At 35.6% G+C, this 24,304-nt stretch carries 24 protein-coding genes; 12 read left to right on the forward strand and 12 right to left on the reverse strand.

Going from position 1 to position 24,304, the window contains the following annotated elements:
* A partial coding sequence (locus BW951_RS23110; protein ID WP_228427591.1) for a formyl transferase occupies window positions 1-203 on the forward strand: 203 nt, incomplete at its 5' end.
* An 823-nt stretch (window positions 204-1,026) separates the two neighbouring features.
* Here BW951_RS23110 and BW951_RS21735 read toward each other — a convergent pair.
* The 4 genes from BW951_RS21735 to BW951_RS21755 form a co-directional block, all read right to left on the reverse strand.
* Window positions 1,027-1,587 (reverse strand): TlpA family protein disulfide reductase, encoded by a 561-nt coding sequence (locus tag BW951_RS21735; protein WP_076396720.1) that lies wholly within the window; start codon window positions 1,585-1,587, stop codon window positions 1,027-1,029.
* Complete coding sequence (locus BW951_RS21740) at window positions 1,565-2,236, reverse strand: hypothetical protein (protein ID WP_076396722.1); 672 nt, start codon at window positions 2,234-2,236, stop codon at window positions 1,565-1,567. The genes BW951_RS21735 and BW951_RS21740 overlap by 23 nt, the downstream gene beginning before the upstream one ends.
* A gap of 244 nt (window positions 2,237-2,480) precedes the next feature.
* On the reverse strand, window positions 2,481-2,957 hold the full coding sequence (locus BW951_RS22445) for an FISUMP domain-containing protein (protein ID WP_084196514.1): 477 nt from the start codon (window positions 2,955-2,957) through the stop codon (window positions 2,481-2,483).
* Window positions 2,958-3,264: 307 nt separating this feature from the next.
* Complete coding sequence (locus BW951_RS21755; protein ID WP_076396728.1) at window positions 3,265-4,677, reverse strand: hypothetical protein; 1,413 nt, start codon at window positions 4,675-4,677, stop codon at window positions 3,265-3,267.
* Between the two features lie 1,263 nt (window positions 4,678-5,940).
* Here BW951_RS21755 and BW951_RS21760 point away from each other — a divergent pair.
* Window positions 5,941-7,359, forward strand: coding sequence for an L-serine ammonia-lyase (locus BW951_RS21760; RefSeq protein ID WP_076396730.1), 1,419 nt, complete (start codon window positions 5,941-5,943; stop codon window positions 7,357-7,359).
* A 99-nt stretch (window positions 7,360-7,458) separates the two neighbouring features.
* A complete protein-coding gene (yiaA, locus tag BW951_RS21765; protein WP_076396732.1) occupies window positions 7,459-7,851 on the forward strand; it encodes an inner membrane protein YiaA in 393 nt (130 codons plus the stop codon).
* Between the two features lie 153 nt (window positions 7,852-8,004).
* On the opposite strand, the gene purE is transcribed toward yiaA, so the two are convergent.
* The gene (gene purE, locus BW951_RS21770) at window positions 8,005-8,508 is read right to left on the reverse strand and encodes a 5-(carboxyamino)imidazole ribonucleotide mutase (RefSeq protein WP_076396734.1); all 504 of its coding nucleotides are present in this window, start codon (window positions 8,506-8,508) and stop codon (window positions 8,005-8,007) included.
* 145 nt (window positions 8,509-8,653) lie between these two features.
* Between purE and BW951_RS21775 the strand changes: the two genes are divergently transcribed.
* From BW951_RS21775 to BW951_RS21795, 5 genes are all read left to right on the forward strand, one after another.
* On the forward strand, window positions 8,654-9,559 hold the full coding sequence (locus BW951_RS21775; RefSeq protein WP_076396736.1) for a DMT family transporter: 906 nt from the start codon (window positions 8,654-8,656) through the stop codon (window positions 9,557-9,559).
* A 91-nt stretch (window positions 9,560-9,650) separates the two neighbouring features.
* Window positions 9,651-10,217: a hypothetical protein gene (locus tag BW951_RS21780; RefSeq protein WP_076396738.1), complete on the forward strand. Its 567-nt coding sequence runs from the start codon at window positions 9,651-9,653 to the stop codon at window positions 10,215-10,217.
* 7 nt (window positions 10,218-10,224) lie between these two features.
* On the forward strand, window positions 10,225-12,348 hold the full coding sequence (locus tag BW951_RS21785) for a cation:proton antiporter (RefSeq protein WP_076396740.1): 2,124 nt from the start codon (window positions 10,225-10,227) through the stop codon (window positions 12,346-12,348).
* Window positions 12,349-12,422: 74 nt separating this feature from the next.
* On the forward strand, window positions 12,423-12,908 hold the full coding sequence (locus BW951_RS21790) for a hypothetical protein (RefSeq protein WP_076396742.1): 486 nt from the start codon (window positions 12,423-12,425) through the stop codon (window positions 12,906-12,908).
* Window positions 12,905-13,264: a hypothetical protein gene (locus tag BW951_RS21795; RefSeq protein WP_076396744.1), complete on the forward strand. Its 360-nt coding sequence runs from the start codon at window positions 12,905-12,907 to the stop codon at window positions 13,262-13,264. Before BW951_RS21790 ends, BW951_RS21795 begins: the two co-directional genes overlap by 4 nt.
* A gap of 49 nt (window positions 13,265-13,313) precedes the next feature.
* Here the strand turns inward: BW951_RS21795 and BW951_RS21800 are convergent, their stop codons facing one another.
* Both BW951_RS21800 and BW951_RS21805 read right to left on the reverse strand, forming a co-directional pair.
* Window positions 13,314-14,426 (reverse strand): 5-(carboxyamino)imidazole ribonucleotide synthase, encoded by a 1,113-nt coding sequence (locus BW951_RS21800; protein WP_076396746.1) that lies wholly within the window; start codon window positions 14,424-14,426, stop codon window positions 13,314-13,316.
* A 131-nt stretch (window positions 14,427-14,557) separates the two neighbouring features.
* Window positions 14,558-15,103: a DUF1543 domain-containing protein gene (locus BW951_RS21805; protein ID WP_076396748.1), complete on the reverse strand. Its 546-nt coding sequence runs from the start codon at window positions 15,101-15,103 to the stop codon at window positions 14,558-14,560.
* A gap of 85 nt (window positions 15,104-15,188) precedes the next feature.
* Between BW951_RS21805 and BW951_RS21810 the strand changes: the two genes are divergently transcribed.
* Window positions 15,189-16,019 (forward strand): sulfite exporter TauE/SafE family protein, encoded by an 831-nt coding sequence (locus BW951_RS21810; protein WP_076396750.1) that lies wholly within the window; start codon window positions 15,189-15,191, stop codon window positions 16,017-16,019.
* On the forward strand, window positions 16,019-16,402 hold the full coding sequence (locus BW951_RS21815) for a DUF1634 domain-containing protein (RefSeq protein WP_076396752.1): 384 nt from the start codon (window positions 16,019-16,021) through the stop codon (window positions 16,400-16,402). The genes BW951_RS21810 and BW951_RS21815 overlap by 1 nt, the downstream gene beginning before the upstream one ends.
* A gap of 2 nt (window positions 16,403-16,404) precedes the next feature.
* Here the strand turns inward: BW951_RS21815 and bla are convergent, their stop codons facing one another.
* The 3 genes from bla to BW951_RS21830 are packed head-to-tail and all read right to left on the reverse strand — an operon-like array spanning window position 16,405 to window position 18,103.
* The gene (bla, locus tag BW951_RS21820) at window positions 16,405-17,262 is read right to left on the reverse strand and encodes a subclass B3 metallo-beta-lactamase (protein ID WP_076396754.1); all 858 of its coding nucleotides are present in this window, start codon (window positions 17,260-17,262) and stop codon (window positions 16,405-16,407) included.
* Window positions 17,263-17,282: 20 nt separating this feature from the next.
* Window positions 17,283-17,660 carry an SMU1112c/YaeR family gloxylase I-like metalloprotein gene (gene gloA2, locus BW951_RS21825; RefSeq protein WP_076396756.1) on the reverse strand — a complete coding sequence of 126 codons (378 nt, stop codon included), beginning with the start codon at window positions 17,658-17,660 and terminating at the stop codon, window positions 17,283-17,285.
* Window positions 17,660-18,103, reverse strand: a complete 444-nt coding sequence (locus BW951_RS21830; RefSeq protein WP_076396758.1) for a nuclear transport factor 2 family protein — start codon at window positions 18,101-18,103, stop codon at window positions 17,660-17,662. Before BW951_RS21830 ends, gloA2 begins: the two co-directional genes overlap by 1 nt.
* Before the next feature lie 135 nt (window positions 18,104-18,238).
* Between BW951_RS21830 and BW951_RS21835 the strand changes: the two genes are divergently transcribed.
* Window positions 18,239-19,324: an endonuclease/exonuclease/phosphatase family protein gene (locus tag BW951_RS21835; RefSeq protein WP_076396760.1), complete on the forward strand. Its 1,086-nt coding sequence runs from the start codon at window positions 18,239-18,241 to the stop codon at window positions 19,322-19,324.
* A 174-nt stretch (window positions 19,325-19,498) separates the two neighbouring features.
* Here the strand turns inward: BW951_RS21835 and ahcY are convergent, their stop codons facing one another.
* Complete coding sequence (ahcY, locus tag BW951_RS21840) at window positions 19,499-20,812, reverse strand: adenosylhomocysteinase (protein ID WP_076396762.1); 1,314 nt, start codon at window positions 20,810-20,812, stop codon at window positions 19,499-19,501.
* 243 nt (window positions 20,813-21,055) lie between these two features.
* Here ahcY and BW951_RS21845 point away from each other — a divergent pair, with 243 nt between their 5' ends.
* Window positions 21,056-21,670 (forward strand): 4'-phosphopantetheinyl transferase family protein, encoded by a 615-nt coding sequence (locus BW951_RS21845; protein WP_076396764.1) that lies wholly within the window; start codon window positions 21,056-21,058, stop codon window positions 21,668-21,670.
* On the opposite strand, the gene BW951_RS21850 is transcribed toward BW951_RS21845, so the two are convergent.
* Window positions 21,651-23,933: an FUSC family protein gene (locus tag BW951_RS21850; RefSeq protein WP_076396766.1), complete on the reverse strand. Its 2,283-nt coding sequence runs from the start codon at window positions 23,931-23,933 to the stop codon at window positions 21,651-21,653. The two genes, BW951_RS21845 and BW951_RS21850, sit on opposite strands and share 20 nt — an antisense overlap.
* Between the last annotated feature and the right edge of the window lie 371 nt (window positions 23,934-24,304).

Raw genomic sequence — 24,304 nt, forward strand, 5'->3', positions numbered from 1 at the left:
AATCCGCTGCAAGACTCTGGCGCGATACATTGCTCCCCATGGGTGTGAAACTCTTTGAATCAGCCCTTAATGACATTTTAAATGGCGTGATCAAAAGGACTCCGCAGGACAAAAGGTTCAGTACATTCGAACCCGACACCAATGTCAAAGATATATATCGACCGGATCTCTTAATGATAGAATATGAAAACAGCCACCAATAAGTGGCTGTTTTTTTATATCTTCGGGTTTATATTTTTCTCGGCAGTTTCGAAAGGGGCTTTGCGCTTTTTGGAATTGTTGATTGCAATTATTAATAAAAACAGTAGACAATCCAAATGCCAAAGAAACAAACCTCTTAAAAAAGATGTAAAAAGAATTAAAATTGCAGTATATGATAACACGTTTACCTTCATAATATGTTCATACTGATCTCTATTTTTAGCAAAACGGGTTCCGATCTTAAATATTTTGGATTTTGTAAATTGGGTGGCTAGTTTTATGAGATTATCCTTTAAGGAAAAAAGTATGTCATTTTTCATAACTTATAAACTGCTAGTTTCAAATAATTTGTACTCTAAACATTCTTTTGAAAATCCGTTGAATGTATATGTATTTAAAAAAAAATGAAAAAATTCTAAGTGAATTTTTAATATTCTTTCAAAATGATTTTTTTTATAAAGATATAGTAATAATTCGTTCATATGTATTATTTAAATAAAAAAATAATATAAAATTTTTGCGGATTATATTAAGTTAAAAATGAGTTACCAATAATGATAGTTCTCGCAAATTGATATAAAATGAAGTATAGCTAACTAAAACAAAGTATTTCAAACAGAAAAGTGTTTTAGTTTTAACAAAAGCTACCTGATTGAGACTTGTGCTTAGCATTTTTTAATTAGTTATTTATGGTTATTTCTTATTTTTAAACCACGCTTCTAAATGCTCTGGTGATTGTATTTTGGCTAAAATTTTCAATTCTTTGTCTAACAACATATAGGTAGGTGTGGCAAAAACATGATAGTCTTTTGCAGCTTGTGTTTCCTAACCTTTGGTGTCGCAAAAAGTGATAAACGGAGCTTCTTTATAATACGCTTCAAAAGTATTTTTATCGGTATCGATCGAGATGTAAACCACTTCTAAATCATGTATTTTTTTAAGTCTTTTATATTTGCCTATTAGTGAAGGATAATCTGTTTGACAATTAGGACACCAACTGGCTCCAAAAACTACTAATTTATATGCGTTTTTTAGATTTTTTAAATCTTTCAAATCACCCTGATTTTTTTGATTAAAATTTATATTTGGTGCCGTTTTGCCAATGCCTAGCTTTCTGTATTGTTCAAATAAATTAGTTTGTTTATTTGTTAATTGGCAGTTCTTTTTGTTCAGCATAGATAATGCAATATGCTCAGATACCTTTGTCAGATTTTTCTTTTCAAATAAAGTAAAATAATATTCGGCAAGTTCTTGTTGCTTAGTAGGTTCTTTCTCCAAAGCTTTTAACCAAACTTCATTGGCTGCAATACTGTGTTCTATAATCTTTTTTTTATCTTCATACAACTCTATTGCTTGATAGTAATTATTTAGAATTTCTTTTAACAATCCGCTGTGCCACAATGCATCGCTTGCAAAATCTAACTTTTTTTAAAGCATCTTCATGCTGTGCAAGACGGTTTAGCTCCTTATATCTTTCTTTCGTAAGTTGTACTTCTCCTATAAATTTTCTGTATTTTAAATACGATTTTACATAACTATCCTTTGGCAATTTTTCGATAAAATTTTCAAAAACCTGCTCTTGTGTGTTGATTTCTTTTTGAAGCCAAGACTCACATATTTTATTGTTTTTGTATAGAGGCAACAGATACTTTAAACCCGTTAATTTCTGCTCTGCTTCTTGATATATCATAATTCCTTTGGCAAAAGCATCATTTTCAAATGAATTGGTAAATTTTAACGTGTTAAAATCTTGCAAATTATCCAATTGCATTTCAAAATTTTCATGGTTGAGGAGTACAATTATTTTAGTTACATTTTGTATCTGTGAAAGTGCCGCCCCTTTATATTCTTCAGGATATATAAGCAGAAAATTTCCTAAGCTATCCGCAGTGGTTTTGGCGATTTCCTTTTCACTAAAACCAGCATATCCTATTAAAGTAATTTCCATGTTTCTGGCTTGTGGAAAAGTTCCTTTAATGGTTTGTTCAGCTAAAATTTGGGCTATCAATACTATAAGTAAGAATATTTTCTTCATAACTGTAATTAGTTTCTTGATCTCTGTTATTTTGTACTTTTCTTTGATAAAACTTTGGTTTGTGGTTACATACTTTTCATAGCGGTGGTTTTTAGAAACATACCGCCTTGCTATTTAAAAGAGGCTGCCCTAAAAGTTTGGACAGCCTCAGATTTTGCTAATTTTATCAGTACCCCTTATACTGTAAGCATACCTGAGTTTTTATTCTCATTGAGGTTACCGGGTTTTTAAAATACCTAAAGAATTAATCTTTAATGCAGCGAATAGAAGCTGCACAAGGACGGTATTGCGCAGTTGTGGTAATAACGCCATTGTTTAAACCATAAATCATAGAATTAGGTGCTGCATTTGAGCTGATTTGACTTTTAGAACTAGTCCAATATACACCACTCGTGCTTAGACTTGAAAAAGCACTTGTATAATCACGGAATCCTGTAAAGGTCAATTTTAATGCAGAACCGGATGCGGTTGAGCCATTAGTAATATTTGCACTTCCTAACATATTATCAAACTCAGGATCCGCAGGAACTCTAAATCCTACAGGGCAAGGATTGTTACTGCTTGATTCGGTTTCCCAAAGTGCGCTATTTTGAGTGAGTCTCCAATCTAGATTACTTTCAGCTATCGTAGCAATAAATAACGCATCTGTTGGATTATTATTTTGGGTTAATGTACTACCATTACAGGTGTTGCTGCAGTTCTGCTTGTATAGGTCATTAATTCATGTCTGTCTGGTTTTCTACCCCATTGAAATTTACTTCCATAAGCCAAATGATCTGTCTCACTGATGGCTTGTTTTGTTATGTTAAAACTTGGATGGTTAACGTTAGTATAATGGGCTCCTAAGTTGTTGTTTAACCAAACTTTTCCATCTTCGCCAGTAATAGGGATATACAACATCATATGGATAGTGCTAAATTCTGGCCCATTTTATACAAAACCTCACTCTGAGCATACGATCTAAATCCAAAGACAACAAGCAGTAAACTGAGACTTATTATATTTTATATTTAATAAATAATTAATGACTAGAAATCAATATGTAACCAATCTCCTGATACGCCCGTAGATTCGATAGTCAAATATCGAAGATTAGATGGTGAAGCGGGCACCGTAAAACTAATCGTTCGAGGTGTCCACGTTGTGGCAGATGTGCCTGGAGAATTAAATAAATTATTCAGACCAGCACCACCAGTCGTGCCTGAGGTAGTAGATAAACCTACTCTGTATGAAGTTGTCGGAAATGTAGGTAATTTCCTCTCATAGATAGTCATAGTAAAAGTAGACCCAGGGGCTGGAGCAGAACCTAAATCAATAGTTATAGCGTCTCCTATAGTAAGAGCAATAAACTTCGTACCAGACCATGCTGTGCCATATGTTGTGTTACAATCTCCAAGAATATCAATATTTACAAATCCACCATTTGGAGATGCATACGTGTTGTAAATCGACGGAAATAAGGCATCATCACTTGCCTCTGAGCCATTGATAATACAACCTGTCGCATTGTCAAATCCTGCTCCTGCAGGAATCGAAATTGGAGCAGATACCGTTCTCGTCAGATTACACGTCTTTCCGCCGATACTGATAGCGAAAGTAGCTGTACCAGAAGAAGCTGGCGTACCTGTAATATTGTAGGTTAAAGTACCTGCACCAGAGGCAAAAGAACCTGCTGTTAAAGTAGCCGTTAATCCTGTAACACCTGTAGAAGTTACGGTTTGACCAGCGTGTGCTGAACCATTGCCTCCAGCATAAGAAATCACAGATGATACACCACTTGCAGATGTACCTCCTGTTAAGGTACCGTTATTTGTAGCACCTGCACAATCTAATGAGGCAATAGCAGGACTATTCACCTCTACAGTTTTCACACAATTTAATGCTGCATTTGTCCAAGTTCCTGTTAAAGTACCACTTGCAGTAGGAGTTCCACCCAAGATATAGCCTACTGATTGAGATTGGCCTGCATTTAAGGTTACCGAAGGTATAGAAACAGCCGTCACTGTAATCCCCGAAACACCACTCAAGGCAAGATCTGAGGTTTGAAATACCAGATTAGCAGCAGAAGACGTGTTATTGGTAATAGTTACCGAAAAATTATTTGAAGCGGTCATAGCAATGCCGTTAACATAAGTTCCCGTAAATGTACTTGTGTTACAATTTGCGATAACAGCTGCAGGAACTATTGTATTTGTCATGCAACTTGTCCAATCGTTATCTTGATAAAATCTAACACATCTTAAGGTTGTATCATAGATTACCATTCCGTTTACTGGAGATGCAACAGCATCTGTGTTGACAATGCGAGGTAGCAATAATGCTTTGTTCGTTGCTGTTAAATCTAGAATTGCATTTGGGTCTGGTGTACTTGTTCCGATTCCAACCTGTGAATAAGTCATCGTAATCACAAATGATGCTAGTAGGGATAAGCTTTTTTTCATTATATATTTTTTTTAGCAAAGTTTAATGTATAATTGGTATATGTAAACTTTAAATTGATTAAAATTTATCATAAAATGCGATATAGTTTTATGATAAGAATATTTAGTAATATCAATCTTATTTAATTGTAATAAATAGTTGAAAATACTAAGTGAAATAAATCATACTTTTAACATAATAAAGTTGTTGGTGATCTATTGAAGTGTTTTGTTTTCATCTGTTTAGATTTTTGTGTGTTTAGAAAGATTTGCCTGATTTTAATAAAGAATAAAAATTTTTTGAATATCTGTTTTACTTATAACCATTTGATAATGGGTGTTTTAGAAATTATATTTAAAGATATCTTCTATTAAGCTGTATTTATGTATCATTGAAATAACTGACAAACAGTTTTTTAAAGCAGTATGAGCCGATTTTGTAGCTCCTCCATAGTTTTTTAGAACTTTTATCCATCATTTGTAACTTTGCAAGATATTCAATATCAGCATAATAAGTATTGTTGTCCTTAATGACAATACCTTGTTTATTAATGTTTTTTTTGATCGCTGCATCAATAGAAAATATATCAGAAAAAATAATGCTTTTAGGGACTTTCTACATTATTGTATACTTAACAAAGAAAAGTTTTTAAACTTAAAATGTAAATAGTATTCTTATAAATTCTCATAAAAAATATCAGGATCGTTAAATGTTTTTTTAACTAATGAATGATTCAAATGTTAAAGTAACTTTAGATTCATCATAATTTTTTTTTCACTAAGCAAATCTACAGGTCGTCATGGTTAATTACCAAAAATCAGGATATTACTTATGTATGACATGATTTTAAATTATTGATTATTAGGTGTTTATTATTTTTTTTTCTGGTAAATAAATCTTCAGGTAATGCTTATCAGACAATCAAGAAAGTTTAATATTAAAAAAAATTAGTGATCCATCTAAAGATATTAGTAGGATAATTAAAAACGAAATCATCAGATTAAGGAAGATGTGGGACTGGATATTTCGCAGCATGAGGAAAGTCTCTGCTGAGAAAGAGAATGTTCAATAGTAAATGGTGAATTGTGAATTTATTTATGCTTAAAAACAATTAACAATTGAATGCGAAGCAAATTCACCATTCGCCATTCACACAAAAAAAGATTATCTACAAGTGTTCATATAGTTTTAATTAGAAAGCCGGAGCTGAATTTTCAACTCCGGCTTTTGCATCTCGATTTATCGTGTATCTTTGCGTTTAGGAAAAATGAGCAATTTTCTATATGGAATCAATATCGGTTTTTGAGATTATAAAAGTAGGAATAGGTCCGTCCAGTTCGCATACGATGGGACCTTGGAATGCAGCTTCTGCATTCATCAGGATTATTAAAAGAGAAAGATCAATTGAAGAGATAAAAGAAGTTTTCCTTGAATTTTTCGGTTCACTGGCAAAAACGGGGATCGGTCACGGAACCGATATTGCCGGAATGTTGGGACTGAATGGAGAAGATTTTAAAACAATCGATACCACAAAAATTGATGAAAAAATAGAAAAAATAAAATCTACCCAAATTCTCAATCTGGGAGGTGAAAAAGAAATTCCTTTTATTTACGGGCATCATCTGGTGCTTAATATGAAAAAATCTCTTGAGTATCATCCCAACGGAATGATTTTCAAAGCTGTTTTTGAAGACGGAACTGAGCTTGTGCAGGATTTTTATTCTGTAGGCGGCGGTTTTATCATGAGTCAGGAGAAAAAATCGATTCAGAAACATTGTGTCCGTACCTTATATCCTTGTCATAAATCTTCAGATATTGTGAAATATTGTGAAAAATTAGGACTGAAACGCATTTCAGATTTAATTTTAATCAACGAAGAAAGCTGGAGAACACCGGACGAAACCAAAGCGGAAGCACTTTACATCTGGCAGCAGATCAAAGAATGCATTTACAAAGGTGTCAATAAAGAAGGAACTCTTCCGGGTGGATTGAATGTTACGCGTCGTGCAGCCGGAATCAACAGAAAATTACTGGGCGATAAAATCTACAAAAATAAAGATGAATGGTTTCAGCAGGTTGTAGAAGCCGAAGAAAATTTCACCAATATCAATAAATGGATTTCCTGTTTTGCATTGGCTGTGAATGAAGAAAACGCCAGTTTCGGAAGAATCATTACCGCTCCTACCAACGGTGCAAGCGGTGTAATTCCGGCAGTTCTGATGTATGCACAGGCTTTTACGGAATTTACCAGCGAAGATGACATTGTGAGATTTCTTTTAGTAGCAGGAGAAATCGGTACCTTATTTAAGAAAAATGCAACCATTTCTGCGGCAATGGGCGGTTGTCAGGCGGAAGTAGGTGTTTCTTCGGCGATGGCTGCAGCAGGTCTTACCGAAATTTTAGGCGGAACTGTCGGTCAGGTTTTAATGGCGGCTGAAATTGCGATGGAACATCATTTAGGCTTAACCTGCGATCCGATAAAAGGCTTGGTACAGATTCCTTGTATCGAAAGAAATACAATGGGAGCGATAAAAGCCATCACGGCAGCAAATATTGCACTGGAAAGTGATCCAGCGAAAGCAAAAGTAACGTTAGATGAAGTAATCCAGACGATGTGGGAAACCGCTTTATCCATGAATGACCGTTTTAAGGAAACCTCCGAAGGCGGTTTGGCAATTGCGGTGAATGTTCCGGAGTGTTAATGTAAAATATAAGTTATTAATTTAATTAAGGAACCTTAAAGAATAGTTCACATTTAATTTAAATTAATATCTTTGAAGCCTTTAACAAAAACATTAAACATGAAAAAGCAAAATGTATCAACTGCATTTGTCGCAGCATCCTGGGTTGCTTTAGGGGCCGGAATGATTGGTTTTATTGTAGGTCTTGCAAGAGCGGAAATGCAGCTTAATGAGAAAGGATATTATTTTACCATCCTTTTATATGGATTATTTGCAGTAGTCTCTTTGCAGAAAGCAGTACGCGACAGACTGGAAAATATTAAAGTGACTGATATTTATTACGGGATCTGCTGGTTTGCTACTCTTTCCTCGATTGTGCTATTAGCGATCGGATTATGGAATGCGACAATTCTTCCAAGCGAAAAAGGGTTTTACGGATTTGCCTTTTTACTGGCACTTTTCGGAGCCATTGCCGTTCAGAAAAATACCAGAGACAATATGCTTCAGGAATAAAAAAAGATTAGACTCTCCAAATTCGGAGAGTTTTTATTTTAATGGAATTCGAAAAAATTCCTGATGAAATAAATGACTAACTAAATTTCAGGAGTAGTGATAAAGACTCAGGCTCAAGAAATTCGTGAGCCTGAGTCTTTATCATGTATTAAATTATTTATCAAAATGATTCGGATGCTTCTCTTTAATATCATCCACCGTTCCCAGAACTTTATCTTTTAAAGATTCCTGATATTTCTGAAGGCTTTCTGCTACGGTTTCATCTGAACTTCCGATAATTTTTGCAGCTAAAATTCCTGCATTCAAAGCACCGTTCAGAGCAACTGTAGCTACAGGAATTCCGCCCGGCATCTGAAGAATTGATAATACAGAATCCCAACCATCAATAGAGTTGCTCGATAAAATCGGAACTCCGATCACAGGTAAAGTTGTGCAGCTTGCTACCATTCCCGGAAGATGGGCTGCTCCTCCCGCTCCGGCAACAATTACTTTCAAGCCTCTTTCTTTAGCTGTTTTTGCATAATCGAACATTCTTTCCGGTGTTCTGTGTGCAGAAACTACCGTCAGTTCATAAGGAATGTCTAAAGATTTTAAAAAATTCGCTGCCAGTTCCATGATCGGTAAGTCGCTCTGACTTCCCATTATTATTCCTACCATTTTTCAATTTATTAGATGCTCAAAGATAAAAAATTAAAAAACCTCATGCAAAAAGGCGTAAAAGTTGTTGGGCAAAAGGAATGAAGCTTCAGAAAGCTTTTGGATAAACTTTTAATTGAATATATTTGCCGATAAGACCACCATTTTGAAAGATTTTAAGCTTACTCTTGCCATTCTCACCGTTGCTGTTGTCTGGGGAACCACATTTTTATCAATCCGTGTTGCTGTTGAAACCATTCCGGCTTGGTTTGTTGCGGGAATCCGTCAGTTTTTGGCAGCAGTTATCATGCTTTTCATTTTACTGTACAGAAATCATTTTCAGTGGATCGGCTGGAAAAATTTGGGGTATCAGCTTATTTTTTCTTCATTGATGCTAATTATGGCAAACGGACTGACAACGGTAGCGGAAGAAACCTTAACCAGCAGTTTAACTTCATTAATCAGTGCCACTTCACCCATCGTCGTATTTTTAGGAAGTGTGGCAATCGGGTTGCAGAAATTCACCGTTCGTGCAATGTTGGGGCTTTTCATGTGTTTTGGAGGAATTTTATTCATCTTCTGGGATGGTATTAACGATTTAGCCAATCCGGATTACAGATTTGGGATTCTCCTTTTACTCTTTGCCATTGCAGGATGGGCTTCAGGAACAATTTTCACTAAAAAAATGAATATTCAGAGTAAAAATATTTCGCTGAATCTTTTTTATCAGTTTGCTTTTGCAGGGATCATTCAGATTATCTTTGCTTTACTTTTCAGCGAAAATTATAACTTCGAAAATTGGTCTGTAAAAAGTATTTCCGCAATGCTTTACCTTTCGCTTTTTGGCTCTGTTGCAGCTTTTTTCGCCTATCATTATGCTTTAACCAAAGTTTCTCCGGTTCAGGTTTCTATTCTGGCATATATCAATACCATTATTTCCATTTTCTTAAGCTGGCTGATCCTTAATGAAGAAATTTCAGCTAAATTTATCATTGCAGCAATATTGATCATTTTGGGTGTTTTTGTTATTAATTACAACAGAGAAATGTTCAAAAAACAACGAATTGAATAAAAATTGATTAAAAAATATACTATTAAGATAAAAATCCAGACTTTTAACTTTCCGTTTTTTTTCCTATATTGTCTTCACCAAGTTATTCAATATGATAAAAAACGCCCTATTTGCAGTTTCTGCTATATTAATTCTTTTAACGAGCTGCGACAACAGAAAAAAGGAAAATGACCTTACTTTAAGAGAGCAGCAATTACTGGAAAAAGAAAAATTATTCGCCCAGAAAGAATCTGAATATCAGTCTCTTTTAAAAATGAGAGACAGTATTTTTGCCAAAAAAGATTCTGTAAAAATTGTAGTCTGGCCTGCTGAAATTGCCGGATCCTGGACAGGAAAAGTAATCTGTACAGAATCCAACTGCAGCGATTATGTAGTCGGCGATCAGCGTACCGATACCTGGGAATTCGACAGCGATTCTATTCAGTTGGTTACTAAGATCATTAACAACAATAATTTGGTAAGGCTCTACTCCGGAAAATTTGAAAATAACGAGGCAAAGCTTACTTTTAAAACAGATTCTACTTCGAAAAAACAGGTCGAAATGAATGTGCTTCTCAATGATTTTTCAGCCAATAAAATTAGAGGTACAAGAACCATTGCAGTAGACAATAGCTGTATGGCAAAATTCTCTGTAGAACTAATCCGTTCCACCAAATAAACACATAATGACTTTACTGAGCATACACAACCTGAGTCTTCCCATCGAAGACCCGGTACTTAAATTTCTTCTGGTTTTAATTATTATTCTTGCCGCACCCTTGCTTTTAAATAAAATAAAAGTTCCGCATCTGTTGGGATTGATTATCGCAGGAGCAGTAATCGGTCCGAATGGCTTCAATGTTCTTGCAAGAGACAGCAGTATTGTGGTGACAGGAACTACTGGACTGCTTTACATCATGTTTCTTGCCGGACTGGAAATAGACATGGGCGATTTCAAAAAAAATAAATGGAAAAGTCTCACCTTCGGAATTTATACCTTTACCGTGCCTTTTGTTTTAGGATATTTCGGCGCCTATTATATTCTGCATTTTTCTGTCCTTACCTCTGTTCTTTTTGCCAGTTTATTCTCGTCACACACATTAATTGCCTATCCTTTGATAAGCAAGTTGGGAATTGCCAAAAACCCGGCAGTAAATATTACCGTGGGCGGAACGATGATTACGGATATTCTTGCGCTTTTGGTTCTTGCCGTAATTGTGGGAATGTCGCAGGGTGATGTCGGCACAGAATTCTGGGTGAAGCTTTCAGTCTCATTCGTTGTGTTCGGACTGATTGTTTTGTTGATTTTCCCTATCATCGGACGATGGTTCTTCAAAAAAGTAGATGATAAAATTTCACAGTATATTTTTGTTCTGGTGATGATCTATCTCGCCGCTTTACTGGCAGAATTGGCAGGTATGGAAGCGATTATCGGAGCTTTCTTCGTAGGATTGGCTTTAAACAGACTGATTCCTCACACGTCATCACTGATGAACCGTGTAGAATTTGTGGGAAATGCTATTTTCATTCCTTTTTTCCTGATTAGTGTAGGAATGCTGATTGATTTTAAAGTATTTTTCAAAAGCTGGGAAACTTTGGAAGTTGCCGCAATAATGCTTTTTGCTTCAATTGGCGGAAAATATCTTTCGGCTGTTGCCACACAGAAAACATTCAGATTTACAAAAGAAGAAGGAAAGCTGATTTTCGGACTGAGTTCTGCTTCGGCGGCTGCAACGCTGGCTTCAGTAATGGTGGGTTACAATATTATTCTTTCGGAAACGGAAACAGGAGAACCGATCAGATTATTAAATGAGCATGTTCTGAACGGAAGTATTCTGCTGATTTTGATTTCATGTACCATTTCTTCATTCATTTCCATGTCCAGCGCACAGAAAATCGCACAGCAGGATAATGAAGATACAGTTTCCGGAAATACGCATGAAGAGGAAAATATTCTTCTGGCTTTAAATTATGAAGCCACCGTTGAAAGAATCGTGAATCTGGGAATTTTAATTAAAGCACATTCCAACACAGAAAATATATTTGCACTGAATGTGATTAATGAAGATAAAAACGAATCTTCTGTAAAAAATGCCGAAAAACTTCTGCACAGCGCTACAGATAAGGCTGCTGCCGCGGATGTAAAGATTCAGCCACTGAAAAGGTACGATAACGATGTCATCAACGGAGTGAATAACGTTATTAAAGAGCAGAATATCACTGATATCATCATCGGACTGGAAGATGAAAAAGGCTTCTCTCCTTCTTTTGTTTACAATCTGTACAACGGCTATCTTCAGAACGACCATGTGAATGTTTTGGTATATCATGCTGCACAGCCTTTGTCGACCATCAAAAAATATGCGGTGATGATTCCCGAAAATGCCCATAAAGAACCAGGTTTCTTTCATGCGCTTTTAAGGGTTTGGAATATTGCCAGAAACTCCGGCGCGACGATTGTTTTTTATGCTTCGGAAACTATTTTAGACATTCTTCAGAAAATTATTAAAAAAGCTAATATTGAAGCTGAATTCATCATTATGAATTCATGGAAAGACGGCGAAAAAACCGCAGCGGAACTTAAAGAAGATGAAGCTTTAATTGTTTTTATGGCAAAAAGAGGCATGAAGTCCTACATTCCGCAGATGAGACTGATTCCGGAACTTTTGAACCGAAATCTTCGCAGTAATAATTATCTTTTGATTTTTCCGTTCTCCGAATTTGATGAAAATGATGTGGAAAAACGTTCCGTAGGAAATCATGATGATTTTATGGAAATCGGAAATGTGATTAAGAAGATATTTAAGTAGGAGCCGACAATTATGTATTTAATTTCTAAATAAAAAAGTGTATTTTTCAAATCAGATATAAAAAAACGCTAAAAATGTCAGAAATTAAATATGGTAGAAAGTTTTTTGATTATGATGAAATAGATTATTATCAAATTGAAATTGAGATGGAAGATGCTGCTAACTTATACAAGTTTAAAAAAAGATCAAATATTGATAACCTAAGATATCAAGTAATCTGTAATAACATCCCTAAAAACATTGATGATCTTGATTTTCTGAATTTTATGAATGAAATCGGCTATAGAAAACAGAGTATAAATACTTCCAATTTTAGCAGTGTAGATAAAATATTTGTAGAAAAGCCAGCCGGCGAAAGGATGGCTGCTGGTTGCATTGCTGTTTTTAGAGATATTCTGATTTTTAAGAAGAATAAATTGGTTACCGGGATCGCTAAAATATGTTTCAGTTGCCATAAATATCAATTGGTAGGCACAGAAGCCCAAACAGAAAATTTCGGTTCTAATGATGATTACTCAAAGCTTGCAGGTATTTTATACAATACAGAAATTAATTTATGAAAAAAATAGTTATCCTGTTCGTTTCACTTGTTGCTTTAATGATTATTTCAGTTACGATATACTGGAATCTTCCGATTGAAATCACTAGAAAATCGGATATTGAAAAAGGGAATAAAATCATTCAGAATATTAAAAGTTATGAAAATAGGTTTGGCAAGCTTCCCGAAAACAGCGATTATAAAACCTTAGAAAATTTAGGTTTACCACATGAAGATTCACAGGTTTATCTTGATTATAAAACAGATAACAAAGGTAATTTTGAACTTACTTATCTTGAAGGTTTTGACGGACCTTATCTTTTATGGAATTCTCAAGAAGGAAAATGGACGATTGATTATCCGAAGATCCTCAAGTAAAAAGACTGCCTTCTCAAGCAGTCTTTTTCAATGATGTTAATCGTAAAAATTATTCAGAAATAACTCTTACCATTCCTTTCACCATTACCAGTTTTTCCATCAGTTCTTCTCTGGATTCTGCCAGAACATTAATGTGTCCCATTTTTCTTCCCGGTTTGGTTTCTGTTTTTCCATACAGATGAACGTAGGTTTCAGGAAGTCTTAAAACATCTTCCATTCCTTCATAAACTACTTTTCCGGAAAAGCCTTCTGCGCCCACCAAATTCAGCATTCCGCTGTAGATAATGGCATCCGTATCAGCCAAAGGTAAATTTTTTACCACCCGGTACATCTGCTCAAACTGTGAATTGGCATTTCCTTCCTGACTCTGATGTCCTGAATTGTGAAGTCTCGGAGCCGTTTCGTTTACCCAGACTTTTCCTTCTTTATCTAAAAACAGTTCAATGGCAAAAAGTCCCGGAGAATGAATTGCATTCAGGAATTTTTCTGTGATCGAATTAATCTGCTCCTCAATTTCTTCGGTCAAAAAAACCGGACAGATGTTGAAATCCAACAGATTAAGCTTCGGATCAGCAACCATTTCCGTTACAGGGAAGGTTTTTGTTTCTCCGTTTTCATTTCTGGCAACAATTACGGAAAGTTCTTTATCAATGTCCACTAACTTTTCGATCACAGAATCCTGTATCCAGAGATTTTTCATGTCTTCATTGGTGCGGATTACCTGAACTCCTTTTCCGTCGTAACCACCTGTGTTCATTTTCTGTACAAATGGCAGAGGCATTTTTATTTCGTCGGAACTTCCATCCATTACTTCAAATTCTGGACTTGGAATATCGTGTGCCGCATAAAATTGTTTCTGAAGAATCTTTTGCTGAATCGTTTTAATGATTTTAGAATTCGGAACGACTTTTATCCCCTGATTTTCAAGCTCGGCAAGAGCATCCGCATTTACGTGCTCGATTTCAATGGTTACCACATCTTTATCCTTACCAAAATTCAGAACGGTTTCATAATCGTTGAAATTTCCCTGTGTAAAGTAGGAAATGTTATGACAGGGTGCATCTGAAGCAGGATCCAGCGTATAAAATTCATCATCGTATTTCAACGCTTCCTGAATCAGCATTCTTCCGAGCTGTCCTCCTCCTAAAATTCCAATTTTCATTTTTTACTTTTATTTTCTGTTAGATTTAATATCGTTTAAAATTTAACGCTAAGCTCGCTAAGAGTTTTTGAAAAATTCACTCATTATTTTTCGCTCGCAAAGACGTTGCACTCAGCTATGAGCATTATGTTTTATTGAATTTTATCAATTTTCAGATATCCCAGTTCCACTACGTTTTCCTGATTTTCAGCATTGGATTTTATTAATGAAATGGAATATTTTTCTTTCATTTTTTCAGGAAGAATATCATTTACCTTGAAAATATCATCAATGTCTACACCGTGTTTATCATCAATATGACTTTCCGCTCCTTTGAAACCCATTGTTTTATAAAATTCTGTAGCTTTTGCTCTTTTTGTAACTTCCGCCATCGAATTTCCCACCATTAAATGCTGTTCATGAAATTCTTCAAAAAAACCTCTTTTATATCCTCCAAGGTTAATAAAATAAAGCTGTTCTTCCGATGTTTTCTCTCCTCTTTCTGTAATTTTCACTTCATAACCATCAATAAAACGCACTTCCTGATAACAGTCGATGTGTATTTTAGCATCCTTCCAGAACTCTTTCATATCCGGAACCAGATCTTTCAGGCTTTCCGCAATTCCGAAGAAAACATCGTGCTGCTCTATATTTCGTCCTTTCGGGGTGGCTCCGAGGATGATATAAAATAATTTCATATAAAATTCTGTTTTTGCAAAAATACGTCAAATTTATCTTTTTTAAACGTTTGGCAGACTAACGCAATAGTTTTATATTTGTAACATGTCAGAAATCATCATTCTCTTTCTTGGAGCCATTTCGGCAGGACTTCTGGGTTCTTTGACCGGATTGGGAGGAGGAGTTATCATTATTCCTTTATTAACGCTGGGTTTCGGCGTTCCTATGCATTACGCCATCGGTGCTTCTCTTATCTCTGTTATCGGAACTTCTTCCGGTGCGGCGGTAGCTTTTGTAAAAGAAGGCTTTACCAATATGAGAGTTGGTATGTTTTTAGAAATAGCGACCACTTCAGGAGCCATCGTGGGAGCTTTGGTTTCCGGAATGCTTAATCCGAATACGATCGGAATTATTTTCGCGAGTATTCTCCTTCTGACGGTTATTTTAAATTTAAAAGGAAAACCGGATCATCAGGAACCTATTATTAAAGGAAGTCTGGAAGAAAAATTAAAATTATTCGGAACTTTTCCGGATAAAGGGGTGGTGAAAAGCTACTCTGCAAGAAATACAGTTCCGGGATTTCTGATGATGATGTTCGCAGGAGCCATGTCCGGATTACTGGGAATCGGTTCCGGTGCGCTGAAAGTTCTGGCAATGGATAATATGATGAAACTGCCTTTTAAAGTTTCTACCACTACGAGTAACTTTATGATCGGAGTAACAGCGGTTGCGAGTGCGCTGATCTATTTTCAGAGAGGTGAAATTATTCCGGTTATTGCAGCTCCGGTTCTTATTGGGGTCGTGGTAGGAAGTTTTATCGGATCTAAAACGCTGATGGTTTCCAAGACCAAAAAATTAAAGACATTCTTTGCCATTGTCATTACGATTCTTTCGGTATATATGATGTACAACGGTATCAATAAAAGCTTCAGATAATGAGAAAGAATTTCACAGATGTAGATCTGAACCGTTCGGTAGGAAATTTGCTGAGACTGGGAGTTATCCTTTCTGTTGCGACATCGCTGATCGGCTTTATCAAACTTTTTACGGAAGGCTTTAAAATGCCTAAAAAATATACTTCTCTGGATATGGGAGAATCTTCGGAAAAAGTGTGGGGACACTTCTGGAATTCGCTTTGCAAAGGAGAAGGAATGGCGATTATCCAGTTGGGAATTCTTCTTCTGGTATTTACTCCGCTGATGAGAATTATTTTCGCTTTGATTGGTTATTTAAAAGAAAAAGACTACATCTATGTAGTCATTTCTTCCATTGTTCTGGCGATTATGGCAATCAGTTTTTTTACGGGATATGCGCATTAAACTTATTCAGATTTCTTCTTCAGAAAGTCTTTTTCTAAAGAATCGAGTTCGTCCTGATATTCTTTTTTGTTCATAAAAACTGCCGGATTGTACTTATCTTTTGGCTTATGCTTTTTGTGTAAATCAAACTGACTTGCGTGAGAAGCAACCCAAATATCGAAATCCAGATTTTTCATGGCATTCAAAGTATACTGATAGTCTTTTTCGATAGAAGGATATGCAGTAACTTCCGAAAACTTTTTATCCACGATAATAGTCGGCATATTTGCAATTAAAACTTTATAGCTTCTTTTGCTATCTTTGGTTTCAAAGAGAAAACTGCATGATCCTTTCGTATGACCGGGATGATGAAGCATTGTTAATTTTGCATCTCCAAGCGCTACTACATTTTTATCTTTTAAAATATAATCAGGTTTTACAGGTTTAAAAGTAACCCCATATTTTCCCAGTTCATAATCCGATTTCCCACCGCTTTTCAGGACATCGGCATCGGCTTCATCTACATATAATTTGGCTCCGGTTTCTTTTTTGATGTCTGCCATTGCGCCCAAATGATCGTAATGCGCCTGTGTAAGCAACAATATTTTGGTATCCTGGTATTTAAAACCAAGCTTTTTAATATTATTTTTAATGATCGGAAGCGAATCTGCTAATCCTGTATTGATTAAGATATTTCCTTTATTGGTAACGATAAGATACGAAGCAAGATCGTACGTTCCTACGTAATACAGATTTCCGGCAATACGGAACGGTTCGTAAGATTGTGACCATTCTTTAGGATGATCTTTCGGTTCATTGACTTTCTGAGCATTGATATTGGTTAAAGCAAATGCGGCAAGAATCACAACAATTTTTTTCATTATTAATTAAGTTTTAAAATTTACATTTCGTAAAATTCCAGCGGAAGCTGATCCGGATCCTGTGTGAAGAAAAATTCTTTTCCGGTATATTCGTCTATCCTTATTTCTTCGCACTCCAAACCTTTATGAATTAATTCTTCTCGCTTTTCCTTTACATTTTCAACCGAAAAAGCCAGATGTCTTAAGCCGCAGGATTCCGGTCGGGAAGGTCGTTGCGGAGGATTTGGAAACGAAAACAGCTCAATAACATAATGATCTCCGATCGCCAGATCGAGCTTGTAAGACTGTCTTTCTTCACGGTAAACTTCACGAATGATATTTAAATCTAAAATCTCTGTGTAAAATTTTTTAGAAACTTCGTAGTCTGAACAAATGATGGCAATATGATGAATTTTCATTACTTAATTTCTTTACAATTATCGTTTCTTCTGGTATCAATTACATACTGAATCTTCCATTCCGTCCCTTTTTTAATGAGCTGAAAACTGTTGGCTCCGCAATGAGAGAATTTTCTTTTGTAGTAAAATGAATACGGAGTAAAAACACTGGCAAGATTTCCGTCTGTATGGATGGCTTCAATAGTAATTTTTTCTTCGAGATCGCCTTTTGCCATTTGAGAAACAGAGTTTACAAAAGCTTCGATATCTTCGGTTTTTACGCCGTCTTTTGTAATGGTCTGAAGAATCGCGGTATCTGCAAAAGCAGATTTCATCATTTCCGGATCAGAATTTTTCATTCCGGCAAACAAATTGCGGATTGGTTTTTCAATATCAGAATTCTGATTTTGTTGCCCGAAGCAAAGACCTCCGAACAGTAAAGCAAATGAAAATATTTTATACATAAGATTGTTTTTATCTGAATGATTAAAATAACGAAAATTTACAGTTAGTTTCAAATGAATTAACAAAGTTTAAACAGCAATCCGTTTGAAAATTTATAAAATTACACTAAATTTATCTGTTTATTTGAAAAATATATGTGGACATTTTACCTGAGTCTGACCGTTTTATTATTAATCTTAACCATACTGCCTAAAATTCAGCATTCGCACTGGATTTTCCGTGTGCCTGAATTTGGTAAAATACAGATCACATTTTTTACTGTTTTCACCTTTATTTTAGGTTTTTTTGTAAAAGATTCAGCATACTTTTGGTATTTTCAGGGACTTTTAATCTTAATGTTCATTCATCACAGTATCATTCTCATAAAATATACTCCGCTTTATCCGGTTAAGAAGTTTTCTCAGAAGTACAAATCTTCAGATAAAGTACATTTTATTTCTGCCAATGTTTATCAGTTTAATACAGAATATGACCGTTTTATTCAGCTTATCGAAAAGTGTAAGCCGCAAATGTTCCTCACGATGGAAAGCAACGGAGACTGGGAAAAAGCACTGCGAAAACTGGAAAATGAATATCCTTTCCAGCATAAAGTAACTCTGGAAAATACATATGGAATGCATTTTTATTCCAAATTAAAAATCGAAAGTTCCCAAACGCATTATTTCGTGGCAGATGATATTCCAAGTATTGAAGCGCATCTGAAAACCGAGGATGGATTTTCTTTCGTATTCTTCGGAGTTCATCCCCCTCCGCCAAGCCCAACGGAAGAAGAAACGTCAAAAGAGCGAGACGGAGATCTTCTGAGTGCCGCCAAAAGAATTACCGAAATAAAAAAACCGGTGATTGTTGTAGGAGATTTCAACAATGTAGCATGGTCGAAATCATCCATTCTTTTCAGGAAAACAAGCCACCTTATCGATCCGAGAATCGGGCGTTCTTTTGTTTCCACCTTTCATGCTAAATACCGTTTGCTGAGATTTCCGATTGATCTGATGTTTCACAGTGAAGAAATTTTTATTGAAGACCTGAAAACGCTTGATAATTTTGGTTCAGATCATTTACCGGTTTTCTGTGAATTTTTTATTGATTATGAGCAGGAAGAAGAACAGGAGGAACGAATCGATTATGCCACAGCAGAAGAAAAAGCCGAAGCGGAGGAAATGATCGAGGAAGGAAAAGAAGAAGATGGAGAGCGTGATGCAGTGGTGACGGAGGGATAACAAGAATGTAATTATTCTTGATGAGTTCTGCGTTTAGAAAAGAGTGTAAAATATGCCCAATATGTAGTAAAAGATATTCTATTGTAGTTTTTTAGATTCCGGCGGCGAAGCCGCCGGAATCTAAAAAACTCTCCTTTTCAGGAGAGTTTCAATATATAAAAGCAAATATGCTTGTTAGTATCTGTAATATTCAGGTTTGAATGGTCCTTTCACATCCACCCCGATATATTCAGCCTGCTCAGGAGAAAGAGTTTCTAGTTCAACGCTTAATTTCTTAAGGTGAAGAGCCGCTACTTTTTCATCCAGATGTTTAGGCAACATATATACTTCGTTTCCGTAAGCTTCAAAGTTGTTCCAAAGTTCAATCTGAGCCAAAGTCTGGTTAGAGAAAGAGTTAGACATTACAAAACTTGGGTGTCCTGTAGCACATCCTAAGTTTACTAATCTACCTTCCGCAAGAATAATCACTTCTTTACCTTCTACAGTATAGATATCAACCTGAGGTTTTACTTCAGATTTTGTGTTACCGTAGTTGTCGTTTAACCAAGCCATATCGATTTCGTTATCGAAGTGTCCGATGTTACAAACGATCGCTTTATCTTTCATTTTAAGGAAATGTTCACCTCTTACGATGTTGAAGTTACCTGTTGTTGTGATGATGATATCTGCGTTATCCACCACAGTATCCAATCTTTTTACTTCGTAACCGTCCATTGCAGCCTGAAGCGCACAAATCGGATCGATTTCAGTAACCGTAACGATAGAACCAGCTCCTCTGAAAGAAGCAGCAGTACCTTTACCTACATCTCCGTATCCGCAAACTACCACTCTTTTTCCTGCCAACATAATGTCTGTAGCTCTTCTTACAGCATCTACTGCAGATTCTTTACATCCGTACTTGTTGTCGAATTTAGATTTCGTTACAGAATCGTTTACGTTGATGGCAGGCATTACCAAAGTTCCGTTCTTCATTCTTTCGTACAATCTGTGAACACCTGTTGTTGTTTCTTCAGAAAGACCTTTAATTCCTGCAGTAAGTTCAGGGAACTTATCAAAAACCATGTTGGTTAAATCTCCACCATCATCCAAGATCATGTTCAACGGTTTTCTGTCTTCACCAAAGAAAATAGTCTGCTCTATACACCAGTCAAATTCCTCCGCGTTCATTCCTTTCCAAGCATAAACCGGAATTCCTGCAGCAGCAATGGCAGCAGCAGCGTGATCCTGTGTAGAGAAAATATTACAAGAAGACCATGTAACTTCAGCACCTAAAGCTACCAATGTCTCGATAAGTACAGCAGTCTGGATTGTCATGTGAAGACATCCTGCGATTCTTGCACCTTTTAACGGTTGAGACGGTCCGTATTCTTCACGAATTGCCATCAAACCAGGCATTTCCGCTTCAGCAAGGGTAATTTCTTTTCTTCCCCATTCTGCAAGGGAGATGTCCTTAACTTTATAAGGCATGTATTGTGTTGTAGTACTCATATGAATGAATAAGTTTTAATTCAATTGATAATGTGCAAAATTACAATTAATAATTTAGATAAAAAAACATACTTCTGTCAAGAATTATATGATATTAAGCATATTATAACGATTTTTATTGCATTTTAGATAACAACATTTAAGATAATAGATAATATAAATCTGAATTTAATAATTTTGAATACTTCTGAATTCAAAATACGATTCATAAGAAATTGTTATTTTAGCAAAATAATTCAATACATGCCACTTTACCGCGATTTTTCTGATGATAATGCTACAATTCTCGTATGGAAATATGATGAAGATGAAACACTGGATATTCATGAGCTTCTGGAACCCGAAAATGCCGATAAAGTAAAAGATTATCATCCCAAAAAATTACTGGAGGTTTTAATGGTGCGTAAATTATTAAAAAGCCTAAAACCTGATTCCAAGATTTTATATAAAGAAAGAGAACCATTTTTATCTCCGAAAGATGCGGAAATATCCATTACGCATTCATTTCCTTTTGCAGCCATCGCTATTTCGAAGAATAAAATAGGAATAGATATCGAGAAATTTAATCCTAAAATTTTAAGGGTCATTGATAAATTCACCTACGAAAATGAACGCGGATTTATTCCATCAGACAATGATGTGACTTTTTACACGATTATTTGGAGCGTTAAAGAAAGTATGTATAAAATTCATCATTCCAAACACTGGTCCCTGAAAAAGCATTATGAAGTGAAGCCTTTTGAACTGAAATACCTTCATCACATCAAATGCAGGGTTCATGATGATAAAATTTCAGATGAATTCAAAGCAAGGGTAGAATTTTTTGATGATTACTGCTTTACGATTGTTGAAGAATAGAATTGTTCTTTTCAACAGAATCTGTTTCATTCCGGTATTTTTCAATTACTTTTCGCTGTTCTTTGGCAACGTCGAAGATCAGTTCCAGAACATCGTGAATATTTTTTAGCTCCGTTAAATGAGAAATTTTGTTCGGATCTCTCAAATCATAGGCTTCGTTTTCAGTAAGCTCGGTTTTTCGCTTTAAAATTAAATCTTCCAAAGAGGAATCTTCAGGTTCTATGCGGCTTTCCTTTTTTAATTCTTCCGTTATAGTATCTCCATGTAAAAGAATTGAAACCTTCTGCATTTCGGCTTCTATTTTTCTGCTCCAGCTTTCAGCGTCAATTTCAGGATACTTTTCATCATCCTTTACATATTGGGAAAGGGAAGCGGTATAGGCAGTGATAAGGTGTGAAGTCGCTACAAACTGATGCACTACTTCCAGTTTTTTCTGCTGATTTTTAGGATCGGAAATCATTCTCTGAAAATTGTCAGAAAGATTTGCCAACGAAATAATAGCGTTTTTACGTTTTACTTTATAATCTTCAAGATCATATTTTTCTTCCAGAAACTTGGAAATTACACTTTGGAAATAACTGAGATTGGCTTCCGCAGATTTCTTCATCAGATCAAGATTTTGGGTATGCTCCCAAACCGGAAGAACGATGTAGGCAACCAGAGAAGTAATTATGGCTGCAATAATGGTATCTACAATTCTGTCTTTAAAAATGATGTTGACTTTTCCGGGACTTAAAAAATTAAAGCTCAGAAAAATATAAATCGTCATAAACAGAACTGCCCAGAAATATTTTCCCTTCAGAAAGCTGAAACACATAATCATGCTTAATAAAAGAATGGTAAATAAAACTTCGTTAATGTGGATGAAATGCAGAATTCCATAGGCAATTACAGCTCCGGCAACAGTTCCGTACAAACGGAGCAGATTTCTCTGTTTGGTAATGGAGTAGGCGGGTTTTAAGATCGCAACAATGGTAATTAAAATCCAATAGGTGTGTCCGATTCCTAAAAACTGGAATAATGAAAATAGGTATCCCAATAATAACGCAATCGTAATTCTCAAAGCATGTCTGAAATGAGATGACGAAAGTGAAATATTGTTTCTTAAAATTCTGAAATTCAGTTTTTCCTCATTGGGCATGAATTTTTTAAGATCCAGACCTGTGGAAAGACTTTTTGCAAGCTTTACATTCTGGGAGAAAACTTTATAAATCTCATCAATTTCTTTAGTGATTTCGTTAATGCGCATCAGAATCTGGCGCAGCACCATGAAGTTTTCGAAATTTTCGGGAGATATTTTTTTGTTTCTGAGATCGAAATAATTATGATTTAAATTACTCAGCTCCGTGTCGAGATCGAACATTGGTTTTGCTCTTGTCCCGATTTGCAGGGCGATTCCGATGTTGGTAATTTCTTCGGCAAGCAGATTAAGATAATCATGAATATCCACAAGAATAGTGGTGTCGTCAAAAATCTGCTGCAGTTTCTGATAATCACTTTCGGAAGTCATCAGTTTTTCGTGAAGATCCATTGAGTTCAGGAACATCAGCATCAATAAACGGCTTGTTGTGGTAGATTCGTTTACGATAGTTCTCGTCTTGAAAACCGTTTCTCTGGTTTCTTCCTGCAGGTTTTTTATTCCGATCTGTTTGGCAATAACCTGTGTGGTCAGTTTATCAAAATCCGGATTTTTCTGATAATAATTGGCTTTGATTTTTAAAAATTCGGCTAACTGAAGGTAATTTTCTCCAATCATCTGGCTTGCCAGTTTGTAAGGCTGAATCGTAGTTACCACTAGAAATATCAGCAGAAACCACGTACATCCTGAAGCAAAAATCAGTAAACTTTTGAAAATGTTGGTTCCGGTTAAATGTCCGTCGATGAAAATCGCAAGAACAACCAATGATAAAGAACCAACGGCAGCTAATCTCTGTCCGTAAACTCCGATCAGGGAAAAGAACATTCCAAAAACTATAATTTCTGCGAAAACCAGAATTTTAAAGTTCATCACAAGGCTTGCAACCGTCGCAACGAATACAAAGCAGAATATGGCAAAAGTTAATGCATTTCTTCTTCTGATGAAAGGTCCCGGCTGATCTGTTAAAGCAACAAAGCTCGTTCCGAGCGGAAATAGGAAATATTCTTTCAGAATCCCGAAGTGGGCTAAAACGAGACAGGGCAGAACGGTAGCCAGTGTAATTCTGATCGCAGAATATACATATTGACTGGTTACGAATTTTTTGAGTTCTGCAGAGTAGTTCATGCTACAAAAATAAGAGTTAAATGTGAATTGTGCGTTTTACTTTATGCGGTAATTATTAAATTTTTGAAAAATCTCAAGATGTGAATTGTCAATTTTACTTCGCCAGTTAAATGTGAATTTTTCATAGATAGGAGCTTTGTGATTCCCCTCCTTTGGAGGGGTGGCAAAAATTCGTAAGAATTTTTGACGGGGTGGTCTTTATATATCCAATATGTATTATAGTATGAGCTTGTCATTATTCCGAAATATTGAAATCACATACAAAAACCTAGCCGTGATGTTCTATGTTAATACGCAAATTAATCAGGTTAAAATTTTAAAGTTTTTTTGATAATCTGGTTGATAAGCCATTTTGTTTTTTACCACACCGA

The sequence above is a fragment of the Chryseobacterium gambrini genome, from assembly GCF_900156825.1.
Classification (GTDB): Bacteria; Bacteroidota; Bacteroidia; order Flavobacteriales; family Weeksellaceae; genus Chryseobacterium; species Chryseobacterium gambrini.

Coding starts and splice junctions, on each gene's coding strand:
- BW951_RS21795 (WP_076396744.1), top strand. CDS start 12,905: ATGAAAAAAATAGTTATCCTGTTCGTTTCACTTGTTGCTTTAATGATT.
- ahcY (WP_076396762.1), bottom strand. CDS start 20,812: ATGAGTACTACAACACAATACATGCCTTATAAAGTTAAGGACATCTCC.
- BW951_RS21785 (WP_076396740.1), top strand. CDS start 10,225: ATGACTTTACTGAGCATACACAACCTGAGTCTTCCCATCGAAGACCCG.
- BW951_RS21760 (WP_076396730.1), top strand. CDS start 5,941: ATGGAATCAATATCGGTTTTTGAGATTATAAAAGTAGGAATAGGTCCG.
- BW951_RS21800 (WP_076396746.1), bottom strand. CDS start 14,426: ATGAAAATTGGAATTTTAGGAGGAGGACAGCTCGGAAGAATGCTGATT.
- BW951_RS21790 (WP_076396742.1), top strand. CDS start 12,423: ATGTCAGAAATTAAATATGGTAGAAAGTTTTTTGATTATGATGAAATA.
- BW951_RS21805 (WP_076396748.1), bottom strand. CDS start 15,103: ATGAAATTATTTTATATCATCCTCGGAGCCACCCCGAAAGGACGAAAT.
- BW951_RS21740 (WP_076396722.1), bottom strand. CDS start 2,236: ATGAAGAAAATATTCTTACTTATAGTATTGATAGCCCAAATTTTAGCT.
- bla (WP_076396754.1), bottom strand. CDS start 17,262: ATGAAAAAAATTGTTGTGATTCTTGCCGCATTTGCTTTAACCAATATC.
- BW951_RS21755 (WP_076396728.1), bottom strand. CDS start 4,677: ATGAAAAAAAGCTTATCCCTACTAGCATCATTTGTGATTACGATGACT.
- BW951_RS21830 (WP_076396758.1), bottom strand. CDS start 18,103: ATGTATAAAATATTTTCATTTGCTTTACTGTTCGGAGGTCTTTGCTTC.
- BW951_RS21815 (WP_076396752.1), top strand. CDS start 16,019: ATGAGAAAGAATTTCACAGATGTAGATCTGAACCGTTCGGTAGGAAAT.
- purE (WP_076396734.1), bottom strand. CDS start 8,508: ATGGTAGGAATAATAATGGGAAGTCAGAGCGACTTACCGATCATGGAA.
- BW951_RS21810 (WP_076396750.1), top strand. CDS start 15,189: ATGTCAGAAATCATCATTCTCTTTCTTGGAGCCATTTCGGCAGGACTT.
- yiaA (WP_076396732.1), top strand. CDS start 7,459: ATGAAAAAGCAAAATGTATCAACTGCATTTGTCGCAGCATCCTGGGTT.
- gloA2 (WP_076396756.1), bottom strand. CDS start 17,660: ATGAAAATTCATCATATTGCCATCATTTGTTCAGACTACGAAGTTTCT.
- BW951_RS21835 (WP_076396760.1), top strand. CDS start 18,239: ATGTGGACATTTTACCTGAGTCTGACCGTTTTATTATTAATCTTAACC.
- BW951_RS21780 (WP_076396738.1), top strand. CDS start 9,651: ATGATAAAAAACGCCCTATTTGCAGTTTCTGCTATATTAATTCTTTTA.
- BW951_RS21845 (WP_076396764.1), top strand. CDS start 21,056: ATGCCACTTTACCGCGATTTTTCTGATGATAATGCTACAATTCTCGTA.
- BW951_RS21850 (WP_076396766.1), bottom strand. CDS start 23,933: ATGAACTACTCTGCAGAACTCAAAAAATTCGTAACCAGTCAATATGTA.